23 protein-coding genes are annotated in these 25,045 nt (G+C 67.5%); 10 read left to right on the top strand and 13 right to left on the bottom strand.

The annotated features are described in order from the left end of the window. Nucleotides 1-162 precede the first annotated feature (162 nt). The 3 genes from ACYJSS_RS16845 to ACYJSS_RS16835 all read left to right on the top strand — a co-directional run bounded on the left by ACYJSS_RS16845 (nucleotide 163) and on the right by ACYJSS_RS16835 (nucleotide 6,480). Entirely contained in the window at nucleotides 163-3,909 is a 3,747-nt protein-coding gene (locus ACYJSS_RS16845) for a response regulator (RefSeq protein WP_111260014.1), read from the top strand. After that, nucleotides 3,890-6,025, top strand: coding sequence for a putative bifunctional diguanylate cyclase/phosphodiesterase (locus ACYJSS_RS16840; protein ID WP_111260015.1), 2,136 nt, complete (start codon nucleotides 3,890-3,892; stop codon nucleotides 6,023-6,025). The genes ACYJSS_RS16845 and ACYJSS_RS16840 overlap by 20 nt, the downstream gene beginning before the upstream one ends. A 143-nt stretch (nucleotides 6,026-6,168) precedes the next feature. Then, a complete protein-coding gene (locus ACYJSS_RS16835) occupies nucleotides 6,169-6,480 on the top strand; it encodes an EthD family reductase (RefSeq protein WP_236205778.1) in 312 nt (103 codons plus the stop codon). Between the two features lie 223 nt (nucleotides 6,481-6,703). Here ACYJSS_RS16835 and ACYJSS_RS16830 read toward each other — a convergent pair whose 3' ends face one another. From ACYJSS_RS16830 to ACYJSS_RS16815, 4 genes are all read right to left on the bottom strand, one after another. Next, nucleotides 6,704-7,612 carry an acyltransferase gene (locus tag ACYJSS_RS16830; protein WP_236205777.1) on the bottom strand — a complete coding sequence of 303 codons (909 nt, stop codon included), beginning with the start codon at nucleotides 7,610-7,612 and terminating at the stop codon, nucleotides 6,704-6,706. Nucleotides 7,613-7,776: 164 nt separating this feature from the next. Further along, nucleotides 7,777-9,855 (bottom strand): phosphate acetyltransferase, encoded by a 2,079-nt coding sequence (pta, locus tag ACYJSS_RS16825; RefSeq protein ID WP_459480184.1) that lies wholly within the window; start codon nucleotides 9,853-9,855, stop codon nucleotides 7,777-7,779. 9 nt (nucleotides 9,856-9,864) lie between these two features. Then, on the bottom strand, nucleotides 9,865-11,049 hold the full coding sequence (locus ACYJSS_RS16820; protein WP_111260019.1) for an acetate kinase: 1,185 nt from the start codon (nucleotides 11,047-11,049) through the stop codon (nucleotides 9,865-9,867). Further along, nucleotides 11,049-11,378, bottom strand: coding sequence for a DUF3565 domain-containing protein (locus ACYJSS_RS16815; RefSeq protein WP_111260100.1), 330 nt, complete (start codon nucleotides 11,376-11,378; stop codon nucleotides 11,049-11,051). The genes ACYJSS_RS16820 and ACYJSS_RS16815 overlap by 1 nt, the downstream gene beginning before the upstream one ends. On the opposite strand from ACYJSS_RS16815, the gene ACYJSS_RS16810 reads away from it, so the two are divergent. The 5 genes from ACYJSS_RS16810 to ACYJSS_RS16790 all read left to right on the top strand — a co-directional run bounded on the left by ACYJSS_RS16810 (nucleotide 11,347) and on the right by ACYJSS_RS16790 (nucleotide 16,441). After that, entirely contained in the window at nucleotides 11,347-11,832 is a 486-nt protein-coding gene (locus ACYJSS_RS16810; RefSeq protein WP_111260020.1) for an FKBP-type peptidyl-prolyl cis-trans isomerase, read from the top strand. The genes ACYJSS_RS16815 and ACYJSS_RS16810 overlap by 32 nt on opposite strands. 137 nt (nucleotides 11,833-11,969) lie before the next feature. After that, on the top strand, nucleotides 11,970-12,452 hold the full coding sequence (locus ACYJSS_RS16805; protein ID WP_111260021.1) for a glutathione peroxidase: 483 nt from the start codon (nucleotides 11,970-11,972) through the stop codon (nucleotides 12,450-12,452). A gap of 1,083 nt (nucleotides 12,453-13,535) precedes the next feature. Further along, on the top strand, nucleotides 13,536-14,126 hold the full coding sequence (locus ACYJSS_RS16800; protein WP_178082917.1) for a TetR/AcrR family transcriptional regulator: 591 nt from the start codon (nucleotides 13,536-13,538) through the stop codon (nucleotides 14,124-14,126). Nucleotides 14,127-14,185: 59 nt separating this feature from the next. Continuing rightward, the gene (locus tag ACYJSS_RS16795) at nucleotides 14,186-15,295 is read left to right on the top strand and encodes an NADH:flavin oxidoreductase (RefSeq protein WP_111260023.1); all 1,110 of its coding nucleotides are present in this window, start codon (nucleotides 14,186-14,188) and stop codon (nucleotides 15,293-15,295) included. A 186-nt stretch (nucleotides 15,296-15,481) separates the two neighbouring features. After that, complete coding sequence (locus ACYJSS_RS16790; protein WP_236205775.1) at nucleotides 15,482-16,441, top strand: DegV family protein; 960 nt, start codon at nucleotides 15,482-15,484, stop codon at nucleotides 16,439-16,441. Here the strand turns inward: ACYJSS_RS16790 and ACYJSS_RS16785 are convergent, their stop codons facing one another. Both ACYJSS_RS16785 and cysZ read right to left on the bottom strand, forming a co-directional pair. Beyond that, nucleotides 16,442-17,656: a glycosyltransferase family 4 protein gene (locus ACYJSS_RS16785; RefSeq protein WP_373874018.1), complete on the bottom strand. Its 1,215-nt coding sequence runs from the start codon at nucleotides 17,654-17,656 to the stop codon at nucleotides 16,442-16,444. Between the two features lie 68 nt (nucleotides 17,657-17,724). Then, nucleotides 17,725-18,474, bottom strand: a complete 750-nt coding sequence (cysZ, locus tag ACYJSS_RS16780) for a sulfate transporter CysZ (protein ID WP_111260026.1) — start codon at nucleotides 18,472-18,474, stop codon at nucleotides 17,725-17,727. A 277-nt stretch (nucleotides 18,475-18,751) separates the two neighbouring features. Between cysZ and trxB the strand changes: the two genes are divergently transcribed. Further along, the gene (trxB, locus tag ACYJSS_RS16775) at nucleotides 18,752-19,699 is read left to right on the top strand and encodes a thioredoxin-disulfide reductase (protein ID WP_236205773.1); all 948 of its coding nucleotides are present in this window, start codon (nucleotides 18,752-18,754) and stop codon (nucleotides 19,697-19,699) included. A gap of 114 nt (nucleotides 19,700-19,813) precedes the next feature. On the opposite strand, the gene ACYJSS_RS16770 is transcribed toward trxB, so the two are convergent. The 7 genes from ACYJSS_RS16770 to ACYJSS_RS16740 form a co-directional block, all read right to left on the bottom strand. Beyond that, nucleotides 19,814-20,416 (bottom strand): putative glycolipid-binding domain-containing protein, encoded by a 603-nt coding sequence (locus ACYJSS_RS16770; RefSeq protein WP_111260028.1) that lies wholly within the window; start codon nucleotides 20,414-20,416, stop codon nucleotides 19,814-19,816. Nucleotides 20,417-20,586: 170 nt separating this feature from the next. Continuing rightward, nucleotides 20,587-20,925, bottom strand: a complete 339-nt coding sequence (locus tag ACYJSS_RS16765; RefSeq protein ID WP_111260029.1) for a HopJ type III effector protein — start codon at nucleotides 20,923-20,925, stop codon at nucleotides 20,587-20,589. After that, nucleotides 20,922-21,215 carry a DUF1244 domain-containing protein gene (locus ACYJSS_RS16760; RefSeq protein ID WP_236205772.1) on the bottom strand — a complete coding sequence of 98 codons (294 nt, stop codon included), beginning with the start codon at nucleotides 21,213-21,215 and terminating at the stop codon, nucleotides 20,922-20,924. Before ACYJSS_RS16760 ends, ACYJSS_RS16765 begins: the two co-directional genes overlap by 4 nt. A 100-nt stretch (nucleotides 21,216-21,315) precedes the next feature. After that, on the bottom strand, nucleotides 21,316-21,687 hold the full coding sequence (gene folX, locus ACYJSS_RS16755) for a dihydroneopterin triphosphate 2'-epimerase (RefSeq protein WP_031286921.1): 372 nt from the start codon (nucleotides 21,685-21,687) through the stop codon (nucleotides 21,316-21,318). A gap of 2 nt (nucleotides 21,688-21,689) precedes the next feature. Continuing rightward, nucleotides 21,690-22,250 (bottom strand): GTP cyclohydrolase I FolE, encoded by a 561-nt coding sequence (gene folE, locus ACYJSS_RS16750; RefSeq protein WP_111260031.1) that lies wholly within the window; start codon nucleotides 22,248-22,250, stop codon nucleotides 21,690-21,692. A gap of 22 nt (nucleotides 22,251-22,272) precedes the next feature. Further along, entirely contained in the window at nucleotides 22,273-22,983 is a 711-nt protein-coding gene (gene folM / locus ACYJSS_RS16745; protein WP_111260032.1) for a dihydromonapterin reductase, read from the bottom strand. A gap of 208 nt (nucleotides 22,984-23,191) precedes the next feature. Beyond that, nucleotides 23,192-23,761 (bottom strand): antibiotic biosynthesis monooxygenase, encoded by a 570-nt coding sequence (locus ACYJSS_RS16740; RefSeq protein WP_111260033.1) that lies wholly within the window; start codon nucleotides 23,759-23,761, stop codon nucleotides 23,192-23,194. 284 nt (nucleotides 23,762-24,045) lie between these two features. On the opposite strand from ACYJSS_RS16740, the gene ACYJSS_RS16735 reads away from it, so the two are divergent. After that, the gene (locus ACYJSS_RS16735; protein WP_111260034.1) at nucleotides 24,046-24,996 is read left to right on the top strand and encodes a MerR family transcriptional regulator; all 951 of its coding nucleotides are present in this window, start codon (nucleotides 24,046-24,048) and stop codon (nucleotides 24,994-24,996) included. The last annotated feature ends 49 nt before the right edge of the window (nucleotides 24,997-25,045 follow it).

Genomic DNA, 25,045 nt, shown 5'->3' with positions numbered 1-25,045 from the left:
GGGCCTTGTCGTTTCTTGCCGTCCGTCGTATCCCTGCTGGCGCAAGGCCATGCTGCAGATTCCTGACTAGACTGCCGAAACAGGGCGCCTCACGCGCCCCGTTTGGCCGGTCGGAGGCTCTGGAAAAGTGCGCCTCCGGAGAAGGAACGGACAGGAGCATGCATGGACGAGCGAACCGGCACCGCCGCGAGGAAACCCTGGCTGCCCCTGGCTGTGGCCCTGGCGTTGCTGGTGGGGCTCGGGGGCCTGGTGCTGTGGCAATGGCTGTCCCTCGAAAGCAGCCACCAGGCGGAGTACCAGCGGCGTTTCAGCCTGGAAAGCGAAGAGATCGCCGAGCGCCTCGCGACCCGCATGAGCGCCTACGAAATGGTGCTGCGGGGGATGTCCGGCCTGCTGGTGGGCAGCTCCGACGTCCAACCGGACGAGTGGGCCAAGGCGGCCGACCAGCTGCACCTCCAGGACCGCTACCCCGGCATCCAGGCCCTGGCCTGGAGTCGCTTCCTCAGGCGCGACGAGCTCAATGACTACGTCGGCTCCACCCAGGCCGATGGCCGCCGCGACTTCCGCGTCTTCCCGCCCGGCCCGCGCGAGGAGTACCTGATCGTCGACTACACCAGCCCGCTGGACTGGCGCAACCGCCGCACCCTGGGCTTCGACATGCTCAGCGAGCCGGTGCGTGCCCAGGCCATCCAGTCGGCCCGGGAGAGTGGCGAGGCGCGCCTCAGCGGCCCGCTGCGGCTGAAGCAGGAAACCGAACAGGACCAGCAGAGCGGCGTATTGCTCTACATGCCGGTGTACCGTCCCGATGCGCCGGCCACCACGGTCGAGGAGCGGCGTGAAGCCTTCATCGGCGCGGTGGCCGGTGCCTTCCGCCTGCACGACCTGATGGAAGGCATCCTCGGGAGCCGGGGACGCCTGTATCGCGTCGGCCTCAGCGACCTCGAGGCCCAGGTTCCCCTGCTCGCGGCGGCCGACGACCGCGGCCCGCCACCGCGTTTCGAGGAACGGCGCCAGCTCCGGTTGTTCGGCCGCACCTGGATGATGACCCTGAGCAGCACTCCCGAATACGAGGCGCTGCTGGTCGACGGCCGGCTCAGCTACAGCCTGTGGACGGGGCTCGCCGCCGTGATGCTGCTGTCCCTGCTGGTGGGGGGCTATCTCTACCTGCGCGAGCGTGAGCTGAGCGCCAGCGACCAGGCGTCGGGACTCCTGCGCGAGCGGGAGGAGCGCTTGCGCATCCTGGTGGAGCGCCTGCCGGTGGCGACCCTGCTGTGCGACATGCAGGGGCGTATCGAAATGGCCAACCGCAGCGCCGGCGAACTGCTCGGCTGCGAGTCGGAGCTGCTGTCCGGGCAGCGCGTGCGTCGCTTCCTGCCGCGCCTGGAGACGCTCGACGATGAGCGCCTGCGGGGAGAGGGCGATGGCGATGGTGCCGCCGAGTTCGTCACCCAGCGCGACGATGGCAGCCAGGGGCTGGTGGCCCTGAGCCTGACCTCGCTGCAGCAGCGCGACGGCACGCGCTACCTGATCAACCTGGTGGACCTGCAGGCGCGCCGCACCGCCGAGGAGCGTTTCCGCCTGGTGGTGGAGGCCTCGCCCAACGCCATCATCCTGGTGGACCTGCGCGGCAGCATCGTCATGGTCAACCGCCAGGCCGAGCACATGTTCGGCTACAGCCGCCAGGAGCTGCTCGGTGCCACCGTCGAACGCCTGCTGCCCGAGGCCCTGCGCGAGGCCCACGTAGGGCTGCGCGAAGGCTTCCAGCGCAACCCCGAGCCACGCCGCATGGGCAACAACCGCGAGCTGTTCGGCCAGCACCGCGACGGCCGCATGATCCCCCTGGAGGTCGGCCTGTCGCCGATCCGCAGTGGCCGCGAGACCTGGGTGCAGGCGGTGGTCATCGACATCAGCGAGCGCAAGGCCGCCGAGCAGCGCCTGCGTGACCAGGCGGAGCAACTGATACTGGCCAACCGCTACAAGTCCGAGTTCCTCGCCAACATGTCCCACGAGCTGCGCACGCCGCTCAACAGCATCCTCATCCTCAGCGACCAGTTGCGCCAGAACGCCGCCGGCAACCTCACCGAAAAACAATCCCGCCACGCCGATATCGTCCACCGCGCCGGCAGCGACCTGCTGCAACTGATCAACGACGTGCTCGACCTGGCCAAGGTCGAGGCCGGGCGCATGCAGCTCAAGCTGGAGCCGCTCAACGTCCAGGACATGCTGGTGGAGCTGGACGCCAGCCTGCGGCCGATGGCCGAGATCAAGGCCCTGCGCCTGATCACCCAGGTGGAGGCGGGCGTGCCGCGGGTCATCCACAGCGACCGGGTGCGCCTGCACCAGATCCTGCGCAACCTGCTGTCCAACGCCCTCAAGTTCACCGAGCAGGGCGAGGTCGAACTCAGCATCGGCCTGGTCGACAGGACGGACGGCGATGGCCGCGAGATCATCCGCTTCACGGTGCGCGACACCGGTATCGGCATCCCGCCCGAACAGCACGAACGCATCTTCCAGGCTTTCCAGCAGATCGACGGTTCCACCAGCCGGCGCTTCGGCGGCACCGGCCTGGGCCTGGCCATCACCCGCCAGCTGGTGCTCGCACTCGATGGCGAGATCCGCATCGTCAGCCAGCCGGGGCAGGGCTCAAGCTTCATCGTCGAGCTGCCGGTGGCGGTCGCCATCGAGGTGGAGAAGGACGCCCCCGGCGAGCACGGGCCGGTGCGCGCCGGCGAGGGGCCGGCGGTGCTCATCGTCGAGGACGACGACGGCTTCGCCAGCGTCATCGCCGAGGCCGCCCAGGGGCACGGCTACGCCACGGTGCTCTGCGGCAGCGGTCGCCAGGCCGTCACCCTGTTGCAGCAGGAGCGCTTCGCGGCGGTGATCCTCGACATCCTCCTGCCCGATGTCAGCGGCTGGCAGATCTTCCGCCGCCTGCGTAGCCAGCCTCTGCACCGCACCACGCCGGTGCACATCATCTCCTGCGTACCGCAGCCGACCGATTGGTTGGACGATTCCACCCGTTACCTGGTCAAACCCATCGGACGCGAGGACCTGGAGCGGGTCTTCGACGACCTGGAGGCCAGCGCGCCGCCGGACCCACATCGCCTGCTGCTGGTGGAGGACGTCGCCATCGAACGTGATCACTACCGCGACCACCTGGAGGAGCTGGGCTTCTCCGTGACCGCCACCAGCAGCGCCGAGGGGGCGCGCCAAGCCTATGCGGACGGGCATTTCTCCGCGCTGGTGGTGGACCTGAACCTGCCCGACCAGGACGGTTTCGACCTGCTCGACAGCCTCGATCGACAGCGTCCGCTGGCCGACTCGCGTGTGGTGATCAACACTGGGGTGGACGTCACCCTGCAGAGCCTGCAGCGCCTGCGCCGCTATTCGGCGGTGGTGGTGCGCAAGTCGGGTGACGACCTCCAGGAGCTCGGTTCGGCGGTCCAGGGATTCCTCGGCAGCGTGCGTGCCCTGGCCGGTGAGGCGCCGGGCAGCGCGGGGCGCACTTCGCTGCAAGGCCTGCGGGTGCTGCTGGTGGATGACGACGTACGCAATATCTATGCGCTCAGTGCGCTGCTGGACGAGGTCGGCCTCGAAGTCAGCGCCGCGCGGGATGGCCTGGAGGCCATCGAGTGTTACCAGCGTGAACCCTTCGACCTGATTCTGATGGATATGGCGATGCCCAACATGGACGGATATACCGCAACCCGCCTGCTCAAGGACGAGCACGGCTGCAACATCCCGATCATCGCGCTCACGGCCCATGCGATGAAGGGTGACCGGGAAAAATGCATTACCGCAGGCGCCGACGACTACCTGGCCAAGCCAGTGAGCCGCCAGGAACTGATCGACCTGCTCCATCGCTGGCTGGACGTATCCGGAGGCGGCAATGACGCAGCCACTGCCTAAGCTCAAGGGGCCCGAGAACATCCTCCTGGTGGTCGACGACCGCCACGAGAACCTGGCCGCCATGGAAGCGGTGCTGGAAGACTCCACCTGGGACGTGCGCACCGTCGATTCCGGCGAGGCGGCCCTGCAGGTGCTGCTGGAGGAGCAGGTGGGGCTGGTGCTGCTCGACGTGCAGATGCCGAAGATGGACGGCTTCGAGGTCGCCCGGCTGATGCGCGGCAGCCCGCACACGCGCTACACCCCGATCATCTTCATCTCCGCCATCGCCCACACCCAGGAGGCCGTGCTGCGCGGCTACGCCAGCGGCGCGGTGGACTTCATCCTCAAGCCCTTCGACCCGCAGGTGCTGCGGCACAAGGTGCAGTCCCTGCTGGAGCACGAGCGCAACCGCCGCGACCTGCTGCAGCTGACCCAGCAGCTGGACAGCGCGCGCGCCTTCAACGCCTCCGTGCTGGAGAACGCCGCCGAAGGCATCCTCGTGGTCGGCGAGGACGGTATCGTCAACTTCGCCAACCCGGCCATGGCGCTGATGCTGCAGGGCTCGGTCACCGACCTGGAGGGCGGCAGCTTCCTCTCGTTGATCGCCAGCCCCGAGATCGTCGGCGACTGGCGCCTCTCCGAGTTCTATCGCCACTGGAAGCGTGGCGAGCCCTATCGCCTGCACGACGCGGTGCTCAACACCCTCAATGGCAGCACCTTGCCGGTGGCGCTGTCCTGCGCGCCGCTGCCACGGGCGCAGCGCTCGATGGTGGTGATCAGCCTGGACATGTCCACCGTGCGCCAGCTGCACGCGCAGCTGGAATCCCAGGCCATCACCGACGCGCTCACCGGCCTGCTCAACCGGCGCGGTTTCCACCAGGCACTGGACGCCGCCCTGGCGCGCATCGAGCGCAGTGGCAAGCGCATGGCGGTGCTCTATCTGGACCTCGACGGCTTCAAGCGCATCAACGACTCCCTCGGCCACGATGCCGGCGACCAGGTGCTGCGGCGCGTCTCCGAGCAGCTCAAGACCTGCCTGCGGCCCTACGACATCCTCGCGCGCATGGGGGGCGACGAATTCACCGCGCTGATCGACTCCCTGGAGCACCCGGAGGACGCTGCGCGGGTGGCCGAGAAGCTGATCGAGCTGGTCTCGGTGCGCTACCGCATCGACGGCATCGACATCACCCTCGGCGCCAGCGTCGGCATCGCCTGCTTCCCCGAGTGCGGGCAGACAGTGGACGGCCTGCTGCGCGCCGCGGACATCGCCATGTACGAGGCCAAGCGCGCCGGGCGCCAGCAGTACCGCTTCTTCTCCCCGGAGATGAATGGCCGCGCCCGTTCGCGGCTGATGCTGGAGGAAAGCCTGCGCAACGCCATCGAGCAGGATGATTTCGTGCTCGTCTACCAGCCGCAGATCTACCTCGACAGCGGCCGCCTGCGCGGCTTCGAGGCGCTGCTGCGCTGGGAGCACCGGGTCGCCGGGACGGTCGCGCCGAACGTGTTCATCCCGCTGCTGGAGGAGACCCGGCTGATCAACCGTCTGGGCGACTGGATCCTCGAGCAGGGGGTCAACCAGTGCACCCAGTGGCGCGAGCGTTTCGGCGAGGACCTGGTGATCAGCATCAACTTCAGCCCGGTGCAGTTCGGCATGCCGACCCTGGTGGACGCCCTGCGCGAGGTGCTGGCGACGCACGGGCTGAAGCCGTCGCAGATCGAGGTGGAGGTCACCGAGAGCGCGCTGATGCAGGACCTGGACAACACCCGCGAGCAGTTGCGCCAGCTGCGCGAGCTGGGCGTGCGCATCGCCATCGACGACTTCGGCACGGGCTATTCGTCGCTCGCCTACCTGCGCCACTTCGAGCTGGACACGCTGAAGATCGACCGGCTGTTCATCTCCAACATGCTGGAGTCGCCGCGCGATGCCGCCGTGGTCAGCACCATCATCGACCTGGGCAGCCACCTGGGCCTGGAGGTCATCGCCGAAGGGGTGGAGACCCTGGCCCAGCGCGACTGGCTGATCGACCATGGCTGCTCGATCATGCAGGGCTTTTTGGTCTCCCCCGGGCTGCCGGTGGCCAAGGCGGAGAACTTCCCGCTGCAGGTGGACTGGGCGAGCCTCAAGCCGCAGGGCTGAAACCGAGGGGCGGCGCCCGGCGCGGGCGCCGCTCACATGCCCATCCGCGACGACGACCCCATGATGGCAAGCGCCCCTCAGGGAGCGTCCTACACTTGCCCCACGGCGCGCCCGTGCAGCCGGCCAACCCAAGGAGTTTTCCCATGTATTGCCTGTTTGTGGCCTATCCGAACAACGAGGGCGGCACCTTCGATTTCGACTACTACCTCAAGACGCACATCCCCATGGTGAGCGAGATGCTGGGGGACAACCTGGTCAGGGTCGAAGTGCGCAAGGGGCTCGCTTCCGGCGATGGCTCGGCCGCGCCCTTCCTGTGCATGGCCAACATCTGGATCAGGTCCATCGACAGCCTGCAGGCGACGCTGCGCAAGAACGGCCAGGCGATCAACGAGGACATCCCGCGCTACACCAACATCGCCCCGCTGCTGCAGGTGGACGAGGTGTTGTCGGGCTGAAAGGGAACACCGTAGGTTGGCGCCGAGCGCAGCGAGGCCCAACGGTGCCGGGCTCGGTCCGCCGCGCGGGGCTTTTAGTGGGGCCCCGCGTGCGCGGGGATGACGGCGTTGCGGGATGCTCCGCATGGCCAGCCACTCCCGCAAACGCGGAGACCATCGAACAGACGTATCCACGACGAGAAAGCCCGCCGATAGGCGGGCTTTCTCATTCCGGGGCGATGCCTCAGCGGCTCGGCGGGAACTGCCGGTGCAGCTGCTCCAGCTCGGCGTCCTTGGTTTCCCACAGCTGGTTGACCCAGAGCTGGAAGGTCTTGCGGTAGTTCTCGTCCTGGTCGTAGCTGCGGCCGATGAATTCCTGGGGAATCGGCATCGCCTGGATGCGCACGATCACCTCGGGGATGTCGCCGGCCATCAGCGTCCAGAAGCTGGGGTTGCCTTCCGGGTAGTGGATGGTGACGTTGAGCAGCGCCTGCATCTGTTCGCCCATGGCGTCGAGGACGAAGGCGATGCCGCCCGCCTTGGGCTTGAGCAGGTACTTGAAGGGCGAGGCCTGTTCGCGGTGCTTGCCCTCGGTGAAGCGCGTGCCTTCGAGGAAGTTGAAGATGCCCACCGGGTTGTCGCGGAACTTGTCGCAGGTGCGCCGGGTGGTTTCCAGGTCCTTGCCCTTCTTCTCCGGGTGCTTGGCCAGGTAGGCCTTGGAGTAGCGCTTCATGAAGGGGAATTCCAGCGCCCACCAGCACAGGCCGATCACCGGGACCCAGATCAACTCCTGCTTGAGGAAGAACTTCAGCGGGCGGATGCGGCGGTTGAGCACGTACTGCAACACCAGGATGTCCACCCAGCTCTGGTGGTTGCTGGTGACCAGGTAGGAATGCTGGTAGTCGAGGCCGTCGAGGCCCTCCACCTTCCAGCGGGTATCGCGCACCAGGTTCATCCAGCCCTTGTTGCAGGTCACCCAGGCTTCGTGGATGAAGTTCACCACCCAGTTCAGCGCCAGGCGCGCCGGGCGCAACGGCAGGATCAGCTTGAGCAGGGTGACGGCGAACAGCGGCCAGCACCAGAACAGGGTGTTGAGCGCCAGCAGCAGGGAGGCGAGTACGCCGCGAACGAAGGCGGGAAGAAAGCTCAGCATGAAGGTCGGGACCTCGTTTCCGGGCGGTCTGTGCCGCCCTGTTGAGGGGATGCCGCGCACGCGGCGGGGCCAGTGGTGGCACAGGTTAACGCCTGTTCACTGAACTGCAAGCGGCAAGGGTGACCACCCGGTCGGGCAGCGTGGCCACCCGCCGGGCGCGGTGCTCAGCCGCGGGTCGCCGCCTGGATGGCGGTCAGGGCGATGGTGTAGACGATGTCGTCCACCAGGGCGCCACGGGAGAGGTCGTTCACCGGTTTGCGCAGGCCCTGCAGCATCGGCCCGACGCTGATCACCTGGGCGCTGCGCTGCACCGCCTTGTAGGTGGTGTTGCCGGTGTTCAGGTCGGGGAACACGAAGACCGTGGCGTGGCCGGCCACCGGGCTGTTTGGCGCCTTCTGCCGGCCGACGCTGTCGATGGCGGCGGCGTCGTACTGCAGCGGGCCGTCGATCAGCAGGTCGGGGCGCGCGGCACGGGCCAGGCGGGTCGCTTCGCGGACCTTCTCCACTTCCTCGCCGCTGCCGGAGTCGCCGGTGGAGTAGCTGATCATCGCCACCTTGGGCTCGATGCCGAAGGCCGCGGCCGAGTCGGCGCTCTGCAGGGCGATCTCGGCCAGCTCGGCGGCACTCGGGTCGGGGTTCACCGCGCAGTCGCCGTAGACCACCACCTGCTCCGGCAGGAGCATGAAGAACACCGAGGACACCAGCTTGTAGCCGGGCGCGGTCTTGATCAGCTGCAGGGCCGGGCGGATGGTGTTGGCGGTGGTGTGCACGGCGCCGGAGACCAGGCCGTCGACCTCGTCCAGGGCCAGCATCATGGTGCCCAGCACCACGCTGTCCTCCAGCTGTGCGGCGGCCATGGGCGCATTGAGGCCCTTGCCCTGGCGCAGCTCGACCATGGGCTCGACGTAGCGCGGGCGGATCAGGTCGGGATCGAGGATCTCCAGCCCCTCGGGCAGGACGATGCCCTGGGCGACGGCGACCGCCTGCACGTCCTCGGGTTTGGCCAGCAGCACGCAACGGGCGATGCCCCGGGCCTGGCAGATGGCGGCGGCCTGCACGGTGCGAGGTTCGGCGCCCTCGGGCAGGACGATGCGCTTGTCGGCCAGCTGCGCGCGCTTGACCAACTGGTGGCGGAAGGCCGGGGGCGAGAGGCGCAGCTCGCGCGGGGTGCCGCAGCGGTCGCGCAGCCAGTCCTGGTCGAGGAAGCGGGCGACGAAGGCGGTGACCTTCTCGGCGCGCTCGCGGTCGTCCACCGGGATTTCCTTGTTCATGCGGTTGAGGTTGGTGGCGGTGTCGTAGGAGCCGGTGGCCACGGCCAGCACCGGCAGGCCGCCCTGCAGGGCGCCACGGCACAGCTCCATGATGCGCGGGTCCGGCGGGAAGTCGCTGCACAGCAACAGGCCGGCCAGGGGCACGCCGTTCATGGCGGCGAGGCTGGCGGCGAGGATGATGTCGTCGCGGTCCCCCGGGGTCACCACCAGCACGCCGGGCTTGAGCAGCGGCACGGTGTTGGGCACGGCGCGGGCGCAGAGGACGATGGTCTGCACGCGGCGCTGGTCGTAGTCGCCGGCGTTGATCACCCGGGCGCCGAGCAGGTCGGCCACATCGCGGGTGCGTGCAGCGTTCAGTTCGTCTTCCCAGGGGATGCAGCCGAGCAGGCGGAAGTCGTCGCTGCGCAGGAGCGAGGAGTTCTCGCGGATCTGCTCGGCGAAGTCGGCCTCGCGCACCTTGTTGAGGATCACCCCGAGCACCTTCGGATCACGCGGCCCGCCGAACAGCTGGGCCTGGATCTCGATGCGGTCGGAGAGCTCGGTGATGGTCTCGTTCTCCGGCGCGGAAACCAGGATCACCTCGGCGTCGAGGCTCTTGGCCAGGTGGAAGTTGACCCGTGCGGCGTAGCTGGCGTGGCGGGTGGGCACCATGCCCTCGACTATCACCACGTCCTTGCCCTCGGCGGCCTGCTGGTAGCGGCTGACGATCTCTTCCAGCAGTTCGTCGAGCTGGCCGTCGCCGAGCATGCGCTCGACCTGGGACAGCTCCAGCGCCTTGGGCGGGGTGAGGCCGTGGGTGCGGGCGATCAGCTCGCTGGAGCGCTCGGGCCCGCGATCGACCGGGTGGGGCTGGGCGATGGGTTTGTAGAAGCCGACCTTGAGGCCGGCCAGTTCCAGGGCACGCACCAGGCCCAGGCTGATGGAGGTGAGGCCGACGCCGAAACCGGTGGGGGCGATGAAGAATGTATGCATGGAGCCGCCTTAGTTGAGCAGGGCGAGGGTGTCGAGGGCGATCTGCCGCTCCTCGTTGGTCGGGACCACGAGGATGCGCGTATGACCGTATTTGTGGATCGGGCCGGCGATGCCACGGATGCAGCGGGCGTTGGCTTCCTTGTCGATGGCCAGGTCGAAGAGCTTCAGGTGCGTCACCGTCTTGCTGCGGATCAGCGGCGAGTTCTCGCCGATGCCGCCGGTGAAGATCAGACCGTCCAGCTGGGGCAGGGCGCAGCTCATGGCCGCGAGGCTCTTGGCCAGGCGGTAGCAGAACACCTCGATGGCCAGGGTGGCGCCGGGGTGGCCCTGCTCGCGGGCCTGTTCCAGGGCACGCATGTCGTTGGAGAGCCCGGACAGCCCCTTGAGGCCGCTCTCGCTGTTGAGCACGCGGGTGATCTCTTCGAGGCTCCAGCCCAGGGTGCTGGCCAGGTGGCTGTGCAGGTTGGGGTCGATGTCGCCGCTGCGGGTGCCCATCGCCAGGCCTTCGAGGGGCGTCAGGCCCATGCTGGTGTCGCGGCTCTGGCCGTCGACGATGGCGCAGGTGGAGCAGCCGTTGCCCAGGTGCGCCGAGAGCCAGCTGCTGTCGCCGATGGACAGCCCGGCGATCTCCGCCGCGCGGTGGCTGACGTAGCGGTGGCTGGTGCCATGGAAACCGTAGCGGCGCACGCCGTGGTCGCGGTAGAGGTGCTCCGGCACGGCGTAGCGGTAGGCGTGCTCGGGCAGGCTTTGATGGAAGGACGTGTCGAACACCGCCACCTGGGGCAATTGCGGGTAGACGCTCATGGCCGCCTCTATGCCCTGCAGCGCCGCCGGGTTGTGCAGCGGGGCGAGGGGGGCGATGGCGCGGATCGCGGCGATCACCTCCTGGTCCAGGCGGTGCGCCGAGGTGAAGCGTTCGCCGCCGTGCACCACGCGGTGGCCGATGCCGTGCAGCTTGCCGCCGGTGGCCGCCTGCACCAGGGGGAGCAACTGCGAGAGGGCGACGCGGTAGTCCCCGTTGGGAATCATCAGGCTGTCCTTGTCGCCGCCGCGCTGCCAGCGCAGTTCGGCGTCGCGGCTGCCCAGGCGCTCGGCGATGCCGAACAGGGGGAATTGCGAATGGGCCTCGCTGACCAGGGCGAACTTGATCGACGAGCTGCCACAGTTGATCACCAGAATGTTGCGTGAGGGCATCATTGCTCCTTGGTAGTTTCGGGGGCCGCGCCACGGGCGCACCAGCCACAGGAAAAAGGCTGGCCGCGCCGTGCTTCGCGCTGTGCCGGGTCCAGCACCCAGGCACGTGATTGCCAGGGCGGCTGGTGGCGCAGGTGCTGGGTGTGGCCGCAGGACAAGACTGCCACCCAATGGCCGTCGTCATCCTGGCGGAAGTCAAGCAAGCGTACGATCCGTCCGTCATCCTTCGGGTCGCAATCGGCCGACTTGGCAGTTAGACTTGCACGTTCTTCAATCTTCTCCAAAAGGTCTCGCACCATGCTGATCGCCGCCAACAAGGCTGTCTCCATCGACTATACGCTCACCAACGACGCCGGTGAGGTCATCGACAGCTCCGCTGGCGGCGCGCCGCTGGTGTACCTGCACGGTTCCGGCAACATCATCGTCGGCCTGGAAAAGGCCCTGGAAGGCAAGCAGGCCGGTGATGCGATCAAGGTCGCCATCGAGCCCGAGGAAGCCTACGGCGAATACAGCGCCGAGCTGGTCGCCACCCTCAGCCGCGCCATGTTCGAAGGCGTCGATCAACTGGAAGTCGGCATGCAGTTCCACGCCTCCGGCCCGGACGGCGGCATGCAGATCGTCACCATCCGCGACATCGACGGCGACGACGTGACCGTGGACGGCAACCACCCGCTGGCCGGCCAGCGCCTGAACTTCGACGTGAAAGTGGTCAACGTGCGTGAAGCCAACGCCGAAGAGATCGCCCACGGCCACATCCATGGCGAAGGTGGTCACCACCACTGATCGGCGAGCGGCCAGGCGACTTGCGGCAACGCTCTGTCGCCATTGGGCTGCTAAGCTCTGATCAACCGAAAAGGCGCCTACGGGCGCCTTTTTTGTCCCGCTGCGTTGTTCCCCTTGCGACGATCCAGGAGTTTGTCATGAGTGCATTCCACGACCTCAACCTGCGCGCCCTCGACGGTCAGGAGCTGCCTCTGGCGCCCTACAAGGGGCAAGTGGTTCTGGTGGTCAACGTAGCCTCCAAGTGCGGGCTGACACCGCAATACGCCGGGCTGGAAAAGCTCCAGCAGCAGTACCGCGACAAGGGCTTCACCGTGCTCGGCCTGCCCTGCAACCAGTTCGCCGGCCAGGAGCCGGGCAGCGAGGACGAGATCCGCGAGTTCTGCAGCCTCAACTACGGCGTCAGCTTCCCGCTGGGCAGCAAGCTGGAGGTCAACGGGCCGGGACGTCATCCGCTGTATCGCCTGCTGGCGGGAGAGGGCGCCGAGTTCCCCGGCGACATCACCTGGAACTTCGAGAAGTTCCTCGTCGGGCAGGACGGCCGCGTGCTGGCACGCTTCTCTCCGCGTACCGCCCCGGATGATCCCGCGCTGGTGCTGGCCATCGAGAAGGCGCTGGGCTGAGTCGTTCCCCCTGCTCGACGGCGGTACCGGTGTAGGGTGGATGGCGCTTTTTCATCCACCAGGCGAGGCCACCGGGAAGCCCCGTGGTGGCAGCCCTGCGGCCTGCCTGGCGACTGAAGTCGCCCCTACATGGGCCGTGGTGGGGATTGTTGGTCGGGTGCAACCCGACAACGCCGCACCCACCCTTCGCGGGTTTCACCCGCCCTACGGCCTGAAGTCGCCCCTACATGAGTCGTGATTGGGAGGCACATTCCGTGGGAGCGAATTCATTGGCTCTGTCTGCGTTAAGTGTTGCTAGAAGATTTGAGCCCAGCTGATTGCCGAGCTCTGATGATGTTTCTGGTTTCGCCCCCCCGGGCGAGTCTCTTTTGGCAGTCGTCGGGGTGCCGAACCACCCAAAAGAAACCAAAAGGGCTTGCCCCATCATCCGGCCCCGGCTTCGCCGGGGTTCCCTCACTCCATCGCCGTTACTCGCTACGCTCGCCCTTCGGGCCGCACTGAAGTGCGTTCGCCGCAAGCGTCGTCTGGGGGCCGGCGCGATGGGCCATCCATGGCCTGGCGCGCCTCTCGCGACATCCATGCCGCTCGTCCCCCGGCGCAACGACTGCGTTCGGCCTCCTGGAGGGGCGTTGGCGGCTGCTCCAACTTCTTCGTCCAGCGCATCTCCATGTGGTGCGCACGGGCTTTCGTAGGATGGTGTAGAGCGAAGCGAAACCCATGCGGTGGCGGTGGCACGAACCCTTGGGTGCCCGGAAAGAGCCGTGCTTGAGGGCTTGCATTAAAGCCACAACAGCTAACGCAGACAGAGCCAATTCATTCGCGATGGAGCCCCCAGTCGCTCGCAGCCAGGTGCCGGCGACGGGGCTTTCGCGGCTGAAGCCACTCCCACAGGGGGCTCGCAGCGGGGCCGAACATCGCTGCGTTGGGCCTCGCTGCCCTCGGCGCCAACCTACGACGCCCACACAGCCCTTACCTTCACCACAGGCCATTACCGCTGGGTAAGGCGCGCCTGCTTTCTGACCCAAAATCACCCTGATCAATAGTGCTGTGCCGAGCGAGACGACCGGTCATATGCTCGGCGCCATGAACAGCATCCGACTCGACAAGCGTGACCTGATCCTGGCCAAGGGCACCGGCGTGATGACCCGCTCGGGCTATCACGGCACCGGTGTGCAGGAGATCGTCCAGGCGGCGGGGATTCCCAAGGGGTCCTTCTACCATTACTTCGCCAGCAAGGAAGATTTCGCCCTGCAGGCACTGGACTACCTCTACTCGCCGCGCCTGGAGCGCTATGCCCAGGCCCTGTCCGATCCGGCGAAGAGCCCGTGCCAGCGAGTGCTCGACTACTACGGTGAACTGGTCAGCCACTTCACCCGCCACGAGAAGCTGGAATACCACTGCTTCATCGGCAGCCTGAGCTTCGAGATGGCCGAACTGTCGCCGGCCATCGGCGCCCAGGTGGACGCCATCCTGCAGCGCTCGGCGGACATCCTCCAGGCCTGCCTGGAAGAGGCGCAGCGTGCCGGCGAGCTGCCGGAGGACGAGGACTGCGCCAACCTCGCCGGCTTCATCGCCAACGCCTGGCAGGGCGTGCTCACCCGCCTCAAGGTCGGCGCCGGTGCCCGGCCGCTGTTCGATTTCATGACCCGCCTGCAGCGCCTGCTGCGGGTGTGACCCCCTAAAAAGCCCTTAAACGAGACGACCGGTCACTTGGCCGGAATCAGGAGACCCCGATGACCGCATCCGTAGACGCCCTGTTCGCCCCCTTCCGCCTCGGCGCCCTGGAGCTGCCGACCCGCGTGGTGATGGCGCCCATGACCCGCTCCTTCTCCCCGGGCGGCGTGCCCACCGAGCAGGTGGTCGAGTACTACCGCCGCCGTGCCGCGGCCGGCGTCGGCCTGATCGTCACCGAAGGCACCACCATCGGCCACCAGGCCGCCAATGGTTACCCCCACGTGCCGCGTTTCTACGGCGAGGACGCCCTGGCCGGCTGGAAGCAGGTGGTCGATGCCGTGCACGCCGAAGGCGGCAAGATCGTCCCGCAGCTGTGGCACGTGGGCAACGTGCGCCGCCTGGGCACCGAGCCGGACGCCAGCGTCCCCGGCTACGGCCCCAGCGAGAAGCTCAAGGACGGCCAGGTGGTGGTCCACGGCATGACCCAGCAGGACATCGATGACGTCGTCGCCGCCTACGCCCAGGCCGCCCGTGACGCCAAGGCCATCGGCATGGACGGCGTGGAACTGCACGGCGCCCACGGCTACCTGATCGACCAGTTCTTCTGGGAAGGCACCAACCAGCGCACCGACGGCTACGGCGGCAGCCTGGCCAACCGCTCGCGCTTCGCCATCGAGGTGATCAAGGCCGTGCGCGAGGCCGTCGGCCCCGACTACCCGATCATCTTCCGCTTCTCCCAGTGGAAGCAGCAGGACTACACCGCCCGCCTGGTGCAGACCGCCGAGGAGCTGGAAGGCTTCCTCAAGCCGCTGTCCGAGGCCGGCGTGGACATCTTCCACTGCTCCACCCGCCGCTTCTGGGAGCCGGAATTCGACGGCTCCGACCTCAACCTGGCCGGCTGGACCCGCAAGCTCACCGGCAAGCCCACCATCACCGTCGGCAGCGTCGGCCTGGATGGCGAGTTCCTGCAGTTCATGGTCAAGACCGACAAGGTCGCCCAGCCGGCCAACATCGAAGGCCTGCTGGAACGCCTGAACAAGGAGGAGTTCGACCTGGTGGCCGTGGGCCGCGCCCTGCTGGTGGACCCGGACTGGGCGACCAAGGTCCGCGAAGGCCGCATGCAGGACATCCTGCCGTTCAGCCGCGACGCCCTGACCAGCCTGGTCTGAGCATGACCCCCGGTGCGCCGGCCTGGCCGGCGCACCCATTTCCAGCCCCGTCTCGTGCGGGGCTTTTTTATGCCTCGCGATATGCCGTCGAACCCTCAATCGGTTGGGCTGACTTGGCCGGGTGGAAGGCGCATGGTCGCGAACATCACAACAAGCGCCGGTTCACCGGCCGAAGGAGTAGTCGTCATGCGCACTGGACTGGTAGTGGATGCCACTTGTGACCTGCCTCAGGAGTTCCTCGCCGCCCACGGCATCCGTGTGCTGCCGATCCGTATCCACCTGGGGCGCGAGGCCCTGGTGGACCGTCGCGTGCCGGAAGCCACGCGGCAGTTCTATGCCGAGCAGCTGGCCGGCGTCGCCCCCGGGGACCACAGCGACGCGCTGTCGGTGGCGGAGATGCAGCAGTGGTTCCTCGAAGAGCTGGTGACCGCCTACGACCATGTCATCTGCCTGACCATCTCCAGCCTGCGCAGCCCGATCTTCGAGCACGCCACCCAGGCCTCCTTCGGCCTGCTCCAGCATTACCGCGAGCGCCGTGCCGAGGCCGGCCTCAACAGCCCCTTCGCCATGCGCGTGGTGGATGGCCGCAGCATGTTCGCCGGCAGCGCCGTGCTCGCAGCAGAGGCGGCCCGGCTGATCGCCGGCGGCGCCCACCCGAGCGCCGTGCGTGCGCGCCTGGAACAGTTGTCGGAAAGCGTCTGCACCTTCCTCATCGCCGACGACCTCGGCCACCTGCGTCGGCGCGGCTTCCAGAAGGGCGAGCGCGGCGGCCTGCTCGACCGCATGCGCGGCGCGGCCCTGGGGCTGGGCTCGCTGCTGGATGTGAAACCGGTGATCAGCGTGCAGCAGGGCGAGGACAAGCCGGTGTCCCTGGCACCCAGCTTCGAGCGCGCGGCGGAGAAGCTGCTGGCCCACGCTACCGCCCAGGTGTTGGCGGGCGAGCTGCTGGCGCCGCAGCTGTGCCTGAGTTACGCGGGGGATTTGTCGGTGGTGCGCGACCTGCCGGGGTTCGCCCAGCTGGAGGCGACCTGCGCCCAGCGCGAGGTGAACCTGCAGGTGGCGATGCTCAGCCCCACCGGGGCCATCAACCTGGGCAAGGGCGCCCTGAGCCTGGCCTTCGCCGCCCCACCCCGGCCCTTCGGCTGATCAGCGCTGCAGGCGGTCCAGCCCCGGCGCCGGCTGGGGCTCGGGCAGTGCCTGGTGGACGCTGTGCAGGTGCTGTTCAAACTGCTGGATGATCGCCTCCCAGCCCTGGCGGCCCGCATGCTGGCGTGCGTTCAGGCGCACCCGGCGCAGGGTCTCGCTGTCTTCCAGCAGCCAGCAGGCGGCATCGCTGAAGGTCACCGGCACGTCCGGCATCGCCAGTGCGCCGTTGTGCCCGTGGCGGATGTGCTGCGCCGCCGCGGCCTGGTCGAAGGCCACCACGCCGAGCCCCGAGGCGAGGGCCTCGAGCACCACGTTGCCGAAGGTCTCGGAGAGGCTGGGGAACAGGAACAGGTCGCTGGAGGCGTAATGCCTGGCCAGCTCCTCGCCCCGTTGCAGGCCACGGAACAGGGCGTCCGGCAGTTCCGCCTGGAGTTGCGCGCGCTGCGGCCCGTCGCCCACCAGTATCAGCTTCATGGTCTTCTGTGGATAAGCCTGCTGCAGGGCGCGGAAAGTCGGGCCGAGCAGCTTGAGGTTCTTCTCCGGCGCCAGGCGGCCGACGTGCAGCACGGCGATGTCGTCCGGTCCCAGGCCCCAGGATTCACGCAGCGCGGCGCAGCGCCGGGCCGGGTTGAACAACTGGCCGTCGACGCCGCGCGAGAGCAGCGCCAGGCGCTCGAAGCCGCGACGCCGCAGTTCTTCGCTCTGGCTGGCGCTGGGCACCAGGGTCAGTTGCGAGGCGTTGTGGAACCAGCGCAGGTAGTTGGTCATCAGGCGGGTCAGCAGGCCGACGCCGTAGTGCCCGGTGTACTGCTGGAAGTTGGTGTGGAAGCCGCTGATCGCCGGGATGCCCAGGCGCCGCGCGGCGCGCAGGGCGGAGAGGCCGAGCGGGCCTTCGGTGGCGATGTAGAGCACGTCCGGGCGCTTGCGCTTCCAGCGCGCGACCAGCTTGTGCAGGCTCGACTGGCCCCATTGCAGGCCGGGGTAGCCGGGCAGCGGCCAGCCGCGCACCAGCAGCAGCTCGTCGCTGCTCTTGACCCCCTGGTCGCAGGCCTGGCGCGGGCGCACCAGTTGCAGGCGGTGGCCACGGGCGCGCAAGCCGTCGCACAGGCGCGCCAGGGTGTTGGCGACGCCGTTGATCTCCGGCAGGAAGGTTTCGCTGATCAGCGAGATGTTCAGGGGCAGCAGGCTCATGGATGCAGTGTCGATCAGCGCCATGTAGCCAGTGTGAAATTTGTATGACGGCTGGGTGACAGCCCCGGCGCGAGCGGCCGGGGCAGGGTGGTTCAGGCCTGCGGCAGGGCCTTCTCGCCGCCTTCACGGACCCAGAAAAGCGTGGCCCCGGCGACGGCGGCGGGCATCATCACGATGTTGACGAAGGGGATCAGCAGCGCCAGGTACACCGAGCCGCCGAAGCCCAGGCTCTGCCAGCGCTTCTCGCGCAGCCAGGCGAGCATCTCGTTCCAGCCCAGCTTGTGGTTGTCCGCCGGGTAGTCGATGTACTGCACGGCCATCATCCACACGCCGAAGAGGAACCACAGCGGCGTCGCCACCAGGTTCACCCCGGGAATGAAGCTGAGGATCAGCAGGCCGATGGCCCGTGGCAGGAAGTAGCCCAGCTTGCGCAGTTCGCGGCCCACGGTGCGCGGCACCATGGCGGTGAGTTCGGCCCAGCTGAAGGGGGGGAAATCATCCTGGCCGCGCACCACCACTTCCACCTTCTCGGCGAGGAAGCCGTTGAACGGCGCGGCGATGATGTTGGCGATCATGGTGAAGCTGAAGAACACCATCAGCAGTACCAGGATCACGAACAGCGGCCAGATCAGGTATTCGAGGAAGCTCGCCCAACTCGGCAGGCTGGGCATGAAGGCATCGACCCAGCCGCTGAACTGCTGCATGGCGAAGCCGATCAGGGCGATGAACAGGACCAGGTTGAGCGTCAGCGGCAGCAGTACGAACAGGCGCAGGCCTGGGCTGAGGATGAGTTTCAGGCCTTCGCCGAGGTATTGCGGGCCGGACAGGGCGGGGGCGGGCATCGAGGGCTCCAGAGGGTGGACATGGCGCGACCTTACCGGCTTTGCGTGACCGGTAAAAGCGGCTGCGTCGCGCTTCCCACCGAGCGATAGGACGGCCCTATGGTCGGGATAAGGAATACACATTTCCCGGCCCCGGGGGCGCTCGGTAGCCTTGCCAGCAATTTCGGGGCTCCGGCAGTCGCCAGGCCCGCCCCACCGGTTCGCGAGATCGCTGCATTCCTGAAAGCCTTCCCCAAGTGCCCGCAGCGATCTCCTTTTATTTCACGAGGTGTCAGCCATGTCCGCCACGCGCCATTCCCGGGTCATCATCCTCGGCTCCGGCCCCGCCGGTTACAGCGCGGCCGTCTATGCCGCGCGTGCCAACCTCAGGCCGCTGCTGATCACCGGCATGCAGGCCGGCGGCCAGCTGACCACCACCACCGAAGTCGACAACTGGCCCGGCGACCCCCACGGCCTCACCGGCCCGGCGCTGATGCAGCGCATGCAGGCGCACGCCGAGCGTTTCGAGACCGAGATCGTCTTCGACCACATCAATGCCGTGGACCTGGCCGGCAAGCCCTTCACCCTGCGCGGTGACAGCGGCACCTACACCTGTGACGCGCTGATCATCGCCACCGGTGCCAGCGCCCGCTACCTGGGGCTGTCGTCGGAGGAGCGCTTCATGGGCAAGGGCGTGTCCGCCTGTGCCACCTGCGACGGCTTCTTCTACCGCAACCGCGAAGTGGCGGTGGTGGGCGGTGGCAATACCGCCGTGGAGGAGGCGCTGTACCTGGCCAACATCGCCAGCAAGGTGACCCTGGTGCATCGCCGCGAGACCTTCCGTGCCGAGAAGATCCTGCAGGACAAGCTCACGGCGCGCATCGCCGAAGGCCGCATCGTGCTCAAGCTCAACGCCCAGGTGGAAGAAGTGCTGGGCGATGACATGGGCGTCACCGGCGTGCGCCTGCGCCACAACGACGGCAGTGCCGACGAGCTCAAGGTGGATGGCCTGTTCGTCGCCATCGGCCATACGCCTAACACCTCGCTGTTCGAGGGTCAGCTGGCCCTGCGCGACGGCTACCTGGTGGTCAACGGCGGCCGCGACGGCAATGCCACCGCCACCAACATCCCCGGCGTGTTCGCGGCGGGCGACGTGGCCGATCACGTCTACCGCCAGGCCATCACCTCGGCCGGTGCCGGGTGCATGGCGGCACTGGATGCGGAGCGCTACCTCGACGAGGTCTGAGGAGTGTGACTGTCCAGGTGTTGGGCCTCGCTGCGCTCGGCGCCAACCTGCGGTGCACGTCATCCTCGTGAACAAAAGGCCCCGCTTCGGCGGGGCTTTTTCATGGCGCGCGATTCACACCAGGGTGCTGATGGGCAATTCGTCCAGGCTCAGGGTGCGGGCGCTGATGCGCAGGAACTGGTCGCTGGCCTTGAGCACCAGGCCGTTGGGGTCGAGGGCAAGTTCTGTGCTGCGTCGGCCCTGGGGTTCGCAACGGTAGAGGGTCTGTTCCGCTTGCCGGCGCAGGCATTGGTAGCGCTGGCTGCGAGCCTGCACGGCGAGGCTGGGCAGGTCGATGAAGACGATCTGCATCTCCTCGCTCTGGCCGCATTCGAGGGCGCTGCGCTGCAGGATCGGCGTGTGGGTGAAGGGGCTGGCGGAGAGCATCACCTGCTGGCAGGCGTCGAGGTCGCCGCGCGGCTGGCCGTCCAGGCGCCACTGGCCACGGATGTCGCGCTGCAGGCGCAGGCTGGCCTGGCCGTGGTTGTCGACCTTTATCCACAGGCTGCGAAAGCGCCAGCAGGGGTCGTAGTCGAGCACGTAGGTGGCGGCGAAGCTCTGCCCGCCGGCACTGAGCATGAGGTGGCTGCTGGCGTGGATGCCGGCGCTGTCGACATGCAGGCGCAGGTTCTCGATGCCGGGGTTGGTCCAGGGTTTCCACACGAGGGTCTGTTGCATCCATGCGACTCCGAAACTGCACGGGAAGGGGAACGCACAACGGGCGTATATGCGTAGGACACCGTCCCTGGTGTTCCCGATACGTCGCGCAGAATACGTTGTTCCCTTTGTGACGTCTGTCAGCTTTCTCTGACAGATGAGCAGCGCCCGGAGCGCTGCCCGGCACCGCCTCAGGCCTTGCGCTTGAGCGGCTCGCCGTCGAAGCGAACACCGGCCAGGCCGGTTTCCATGAGGGCGCGGATGTTGCCGTGGTCGCTGCCCTGCGGCGTGGCCAGCACGGCGCGGTAGTGCTCGCCGAAGGCCAGCAGCGCCTCGTCCAGGCCCAGGCCTTCGAGCAGGGCCAGGCCGAGGGTCTTGCAGGAGCCCTCGTTCTGCCCGGCGGCGTTTTCCACCTTGCCGTTGGCGAAGGCGGTGGGTTGGTAGTCGTAGCCGGCGGCGATGAACGCCAGGGTGTCGGCGAAGGCGTGCTGGCCGCTGCGCAGGCGGGCGCGGAAATCGATCAGGGTCATTCTTTGTTCGCTTTGTTGAAGGCCGCTTGCTGCTCGGCACTGGCTTCTTTCTGGTACTTGGCCTTCCAGTCGGCATAAGGCATGCCGTAGACCTCTTCGCGGGCCTGGTCGGGAGTGACCTCGACGCCGAGGTCGTCGGCGGCGGCCTTGTACCACTTGGACAGGCAGTTGCGGCAGAAGCCGGCGAGGTTCATCAGGTCGATGTTCTGCACGTCCGGGCGGCTGCGCAGGTGCTGGATTAGTTGGCGGAAGGCGGCGGCTTCGAGTTCGAGGCGTTCTTGCTCGTTCATCGCAGTACTCCTGGGCTCGGGTGGCGGGTGCGCCGGGATGATAAGAGTGGCCCGCGGCGGCGGCAATGCCCGGAGAGCGCCCGGGCATCACGGGGTTTCGTCAGCGGTGGCCGGCGAGGGTGATGGACACCGACTCGGCGAAACGCAGGGCGTGGGGCTTGTCCACTTCCACTTCGGCGTAGCGCACGCTGGGGTTGGCCATGACCAGGTCGAGGATCTCCTGGGTCAGGCGCTCCAGCAGGGCGAAGCGGTTCTCCTCGACATGGCGGATGATCGCCTTGGTGATGGTGCGGTAGTTGAGTGCGTGCTCGATGTCGTTGCCTTCAACGGCCTCCACGGCGGGGTAGAGGATGGTCAGGTTGATCAGCACGTCCTGCTTGTTGAGGATCTCTTCTTCCTTGATCCCGATGAAGGTACGCAGGCGCAGGTCCTTGACGCGGATTCGCGCCATTCCGGGCTCCAGTCGCGGCATTGTTACTTGCTCCGTCCAATCAGTTGCAGGAATTCGTGACGGGTCGTCGAGCTCTCGCGGAACGCGCCGAGCATCACCGAGGTGAGCATCTGCGAATTCTGCTTCTCCACGCCACGCATCATCATGCACATGTGCTGGGCCTCGATGACCACGGCCACTCCGGCCGCGCCGGTCACGCTTCGGATCGCCTCGGCGATCTGCCGGGTCAGGTTCTCCTGGATCTGCAGCCGGCGCGCGAACATGTCGACGATGCGCGCCACCTTGGACAGCCCCAGCACCTTGCCGGTGGGAATGTACGCCACATGGGCCTTGCCGATGAAGGGCAGCAGGTGGTGCTCGCAGAGGGAATAGAGCTCGATGTCCCGCACGATGACCATCTCGTCGTTGTCGGACGCGAACAGCGCGCCGTTGACGATCTCGTCCAGCGATTGTTCATAGCCGTGGCACAGGTAGCGCATGGCCTTGGCGGCGCGCTTGGGGGTGTCCAGCAGGCCTTCGCGCTGCGGGTCCTCGCCCAGGCCGAGAAGGATTTCCCGGTAATGGTGGGGCAGTTGTTCGCTCATCGATGGTTTCCTCGCGGCCGCCTCACTTGAGGTGGCGGCCACCGTTCAGTGTCAGGGTGGTTCCGGTGACGTAGGGGGTGTCCAGCAGGTAGCGCAGGCCCTGGTAGACCACCTCGGCGCCCGGCTCGATGCCCAGCGCGGATTTGGCCAGGGTCTTCTCGCGGTACGCCGCGTCGTCGTTGTCGTTGAACATCACCAGCGCCGGCGCGATGCCGTTGACCTTGATGGCCGGGGCGTAGCGCGCGGCGAAGGAGAGGGTGAGGTTGTCCAGCCCGGCCTTGCTGGCGCAGTAGGCGATGCGCTTCTCGCTGCCCTTGCGCGCCACGTCGTCGCTGATGTGGACGATGTCGGCCGGGCCGCCGTGGCGCAGCAGCGCTTCGGCATGCAGGTTGATCAGGTAGGGCGCCAGCATGTGCACGCTGAACATCCGCTGGAAGGCCTCGGCTTCGTGGCCGGGGGCTTCGGTGAGCCAGTCGGAGGCGTTGTGCACGATGGCCCGCAGGTGCGGGGTGGCGGCCTTGAGACGTTCGATGAAGGCGAGGATCCCGGCTTCATCCGAGAAGTCCGCCGCGATCACGCAGGCACCGCGCTCACGCAGGCGGTGCACGCCATCGCGCTCGGTGCGGTAGCTGATGATCACCGGCTGGCCGTCGTCCAGCAGGCGCTCGGCGCAATGCAGGCCCACGCGCTGGCTGGCGCCGGTGATCAGGATGGGAGCGGCCGAAGGGCTCATGAGGGGCCTCGAGGCAGGACGATGCCCGGGGAGGGGCGGAATGCTGAAAACTTATACCAGAAGCCCGTATTTGTACAATTGTTGGCGCCGCAAAAATACGGATTCCGACTGTGATTTCAGCCAAGGCCTTGATTTATGTGGGGTTATAGAAGAGCTGAGCGCTTTTTTTTGGTTGTACAGGTGTGGCGCCTGTACAACCTTTGTGACGTTATCGCGAGGGAGCGGTGGCGCCTGGGCGGCGGGTGCGGGAGGCGGGTGCGTTGAGCCAGAAGGCCAGCAGGCGGGTGGACAACGGGATGAACCAGTAGGTCATCAGCGGCGTCAGCGCCAGGGTGCTGATCAGGACGCGCACCACCAGCGGCAGGTCGGTCAGCCAGGGACCGAAGCACAGGTTGAAACCCAGCGACACTGGGAAGAACGCCAGCCAGATGGCCACGCTCTGCTTCCAGCGTGGCGGGCGGCGATCGGCACTGCCGAACCACGCGTCCAGGCCCAGGGCGCGGTGTTCATGGGGCTGCTCGAAGAGGCCGGTGCCGCGCTCCAGCCAGGCGCGGCGCGAAGCGGAGTGCTCCCAGGCCGACAGGGTCGACTCGTCGGCAAAGCGGAAGATCATCTGGAATTCGTCGTCTTCAGGAGGCGGCGCGAGCACGCCGGAGCCGAGGTAGCCGGGGAAGTCGGCAGCCAGTTGCTCGCCTTCGCGCAGCCAGGCCATGAAAGCGGAGTAGCGCTCGCGGGAAACGCGGCGCGCCACCATGAGGGTGACGGGATCGGCAGACATCGTGTATCTCCACTGAACGGGCACCCGGCCGGGTAGGCGGGGCGCGAAACGCAGCCCGGGGTGATGGGCTGCGTATTCGAAGAGGCAAGGATTATTCCGGATTCGCGAAAAATCGCCAGGGGTACGTCTCCTTGCGGGGTGCAGGCAGACAGCCGGTCGCTGGCGTCGCGCGGGGTGGCATGCGCTGCACCGGGCTGGTGCAGCCCGCCCGTCAGAGATGCATTCGAGCGCGAGGCCCGTGCTGGGTTAAACTCAGGCGCATCGTCCATCCACCGCAGCCGATCATGATCGAACCCGCCGCCGCCCCTCAGGCCGATATCGCCATGCAGCAGGAAGAACTGTTCCCCATCCGCGAGGTTTCCCGCCTCACTGGCGTCAACCCGGTCACCCTGCGTGCGTGGGAGCGGCGCTATGGCCTGATCAAGCCGACCCGCACCGACAGCGGCCATCGCCTCTATTCCTTCGCCGACATCGAGGCGGTGCGCAACATCCTCGCCTGGATGGATCGCGGCGTGGCGGTGAGCAAGGTGGGCACCATCCTGGCCCGCAGCGCCCAGGCCAAGGCACCGGCGGTGCCGGCCTACCAGGGTGTGGCGAGCGCCGAGTGGGTCGAGCTCCAGGCGCAGCTGCGCCGGGTCCTGGCGAGCTTCGACGAAGCGGGCGTGGAGCGTCTCTACGGCCAGGTGTTCTCCACCTACCCGGTCCCGGTGGCGTTCCAGGATGTCCTGATGCCGGTGTGGCGCGACCTGCTGCTGCGCCAGGACGAATACGGCGCAGCCAGCGAATGGGCCTTCCTCGACGCCTTCCTGCGCGCGCGGGTGCTGCAGCGCCTGCAATTGGCGCGCAACCTTGCGGATGACCGCGTGCTGTTGGCACCCATTCCCGGCGAATGCCGCGAACTGGAGCTGCTGGTGGCCGGCCTGTTGATGGGCAGCGATGAGGTGGCGGTCAGCGTCCTGGGGCTCGAGCAACCCCTCCAGGAGCTGGCGCTGGTCTGCGAGAAGATGCGGCCCCAGGCGCTGGTGCTGTTCTCCAACCACCCGCCGCAGGACGATGCGGCCAGCCGCCTGTCCCGTCTCGCCCTGACCCTCGATTGCCCCCTGGCCCTGGCCGGTGAGGCGGCGGACCTCCTGGGTGACAGCCTCGATGGTTCGCCCGTCGCCTGCCTGGGCAATGACGGCCGTTCGATGCAGCGGCGCCTGGCGCAGTTCCTTGCGGGGCACCTGGACACCTGAGTCGGCTCGGGTTTGAAGTTTTTTCGATGCGATCCCTGTACAAATCTGT

The sequence above is a fragment of the Pseudomonas sp. No.21 genome, from assembly GCF_054558415.1.
Note: the sequence above shows the minus strand (reverse complement) of the source record. Positions and strands in the feature narration are given on the sequence as shown.

Coding starts and splice junctions, on each gene's coding strand:
- ACYJSS_RS16845 (WP_111260014.1), top strand. CDS start 163: ATGGACGAGCGAACCGGCACCGCCGCGAGGAAACCCTGGCTGCCCCTG.
- ACYJSS_RS16840 (WP_111260015.1), top strand. CDS start 3,890: ATGACGCAGCCACTGCCTAAGCTCAAGGGGCCCGAGAACATCCTCCTG.
- ACYJSS_RS16835 (WP_236205778.1), top strand. CDS start 6,169: ATGTATTGCCTGTTTGTGGCCTATCCGAACAACGAGGGCGGCACCTTC.
- ACYJSS_RS16830 (WP_236205777.1), bottom strand. CDS start 7,612: ATGCTGAGCTTTCTTCCCGCCTTCGTTCGCGGCGTACTCGCCTCCCTG.
- pta (WP_459480184.1), bottom strand. CDS start 9,855: ATGCATACATTCTTCATCGCCCCCACCGGTTTCGGCGTCGGCCTCACC.
- ACYJSS_RS16820 (WP_111260019.1), bottom strand. CDS start 11,049: ATGCCCTCACGCAACATTCTGGTGATCAACTGTGGCAGCTCGTCGATC.
- ACYJSS_RS16810 (WP_111260020.1), top strand. CDS start 11,347: ATGCTGATCGCCGCCAACAAGGCTGTCTCCATCGACTATACGCTCACC.
- ACYJSS_RS16815 (WP_111260100.1), bottom strand. CDS start 11,378: ATGGAGACAGCCTTGTTGGCGGCGATCAGCATGGTGCGAGACCTTTTG.
- ACYJSS_RS16805 (WP_111260021.1), top strand. CDS start 11,970: ATGAGTGCATTCCACGACCTCAACCTGCGCGCCCTCGACGGTCAGGAG.
- ACYJSS_RS16800 (WP_178082917.1), top strand. CDS start 13,536: ATGAACAGCATCCGACTCGACAAGCGTGACCTGATCCTGGCCAAGGGC.
- ACYJSS_RS16795 (WP_111260023.1), top strand. CDS start 14,186: ATGACCGCATCCGTAGACGCCCTGTTCGCCCCCTTCCGCCTCGGCGCC.
- ACYJSS_RS16790 (WP_236205775.1), top strand. CDS start 15,482: ATGCGCACTGGACTGGTAGTGGATGCCACTTGTGACCTGCCTCAGGAG.
- ACYJSS_RS16785 (WP_373874018.1), bottom strand. CDS start 17,656: ATGGCGCTGATCGACACTGCATCCATGAGCCTGCTGCCCCTGAACATC.
- cysZ (WP_111260026.1), bottom strand. CDS start 18,474: ATGCCCGCCCCCGCCCTGTCCGGCCCGCAATACCTCGGCGAAGGCCTG.
- trxB (WP_236205773.1), top strand. CDS start 18,752: ATGTCCGCCACGCGCCATTCCCGGGTCATCATCCTCGGCTCCGGCCCC.
- ACYJSS_RS16770 (WP_111260028.1), bottom strand. CDS start 20,416: ATGCAACAGACCCTCGTGTGGAAACCCTGGACCAACCCCGGCATCGAG.
- ACYJSS_RS16765 (WP_111260029.1), bottom strand. CDS start 20,925: ATGACCCTGATCGATTTCCGCGCCCGCCTGCGCAGCGGCCAGCACGCC.
- ACYJSS_RS16760 (WP_236205772.1), bottom strand. CDS start 21,215: ATGAACGAGCAAGAACGCCTCGAACTCGAAGCCGCCGCCTTCCGCCAA.
- folX (WP_031286921.1), bottom strand. CDS start 21,687: ATGCCGCGACTGGAGCCCGGAATGGCGCGAATCCGCGTCAAGGACCTG.
- folE (WP_111260031.1), bottom strand. CDS start 22,250: ATGAGCGAACAACTGCCCCACCATTACCGGGAAATCCTTCTCGGCCTG.
- folM (WP_111260032.1), bottom strand. CDS start 22,983: ATGAGCCCTTCGGCCGCTCCCATCCTGATCACCGGCGCCAGCCAGCGC.
- ACYJSS_RS16740 (WP_111260033.1), bottom strand. CDS start 23,761: ATGTCTGCCGATCCCGTCACCCTCATGGTGGCGCGCCGCGTTTCCCGC.
- ACYJSS_RS16735 (WP_111260034.1), top strand. CDS start 24,046: ATGATCGAACCCGCCGCCGCCCCTCAGGCCGATATCGCCATGCAGCAG.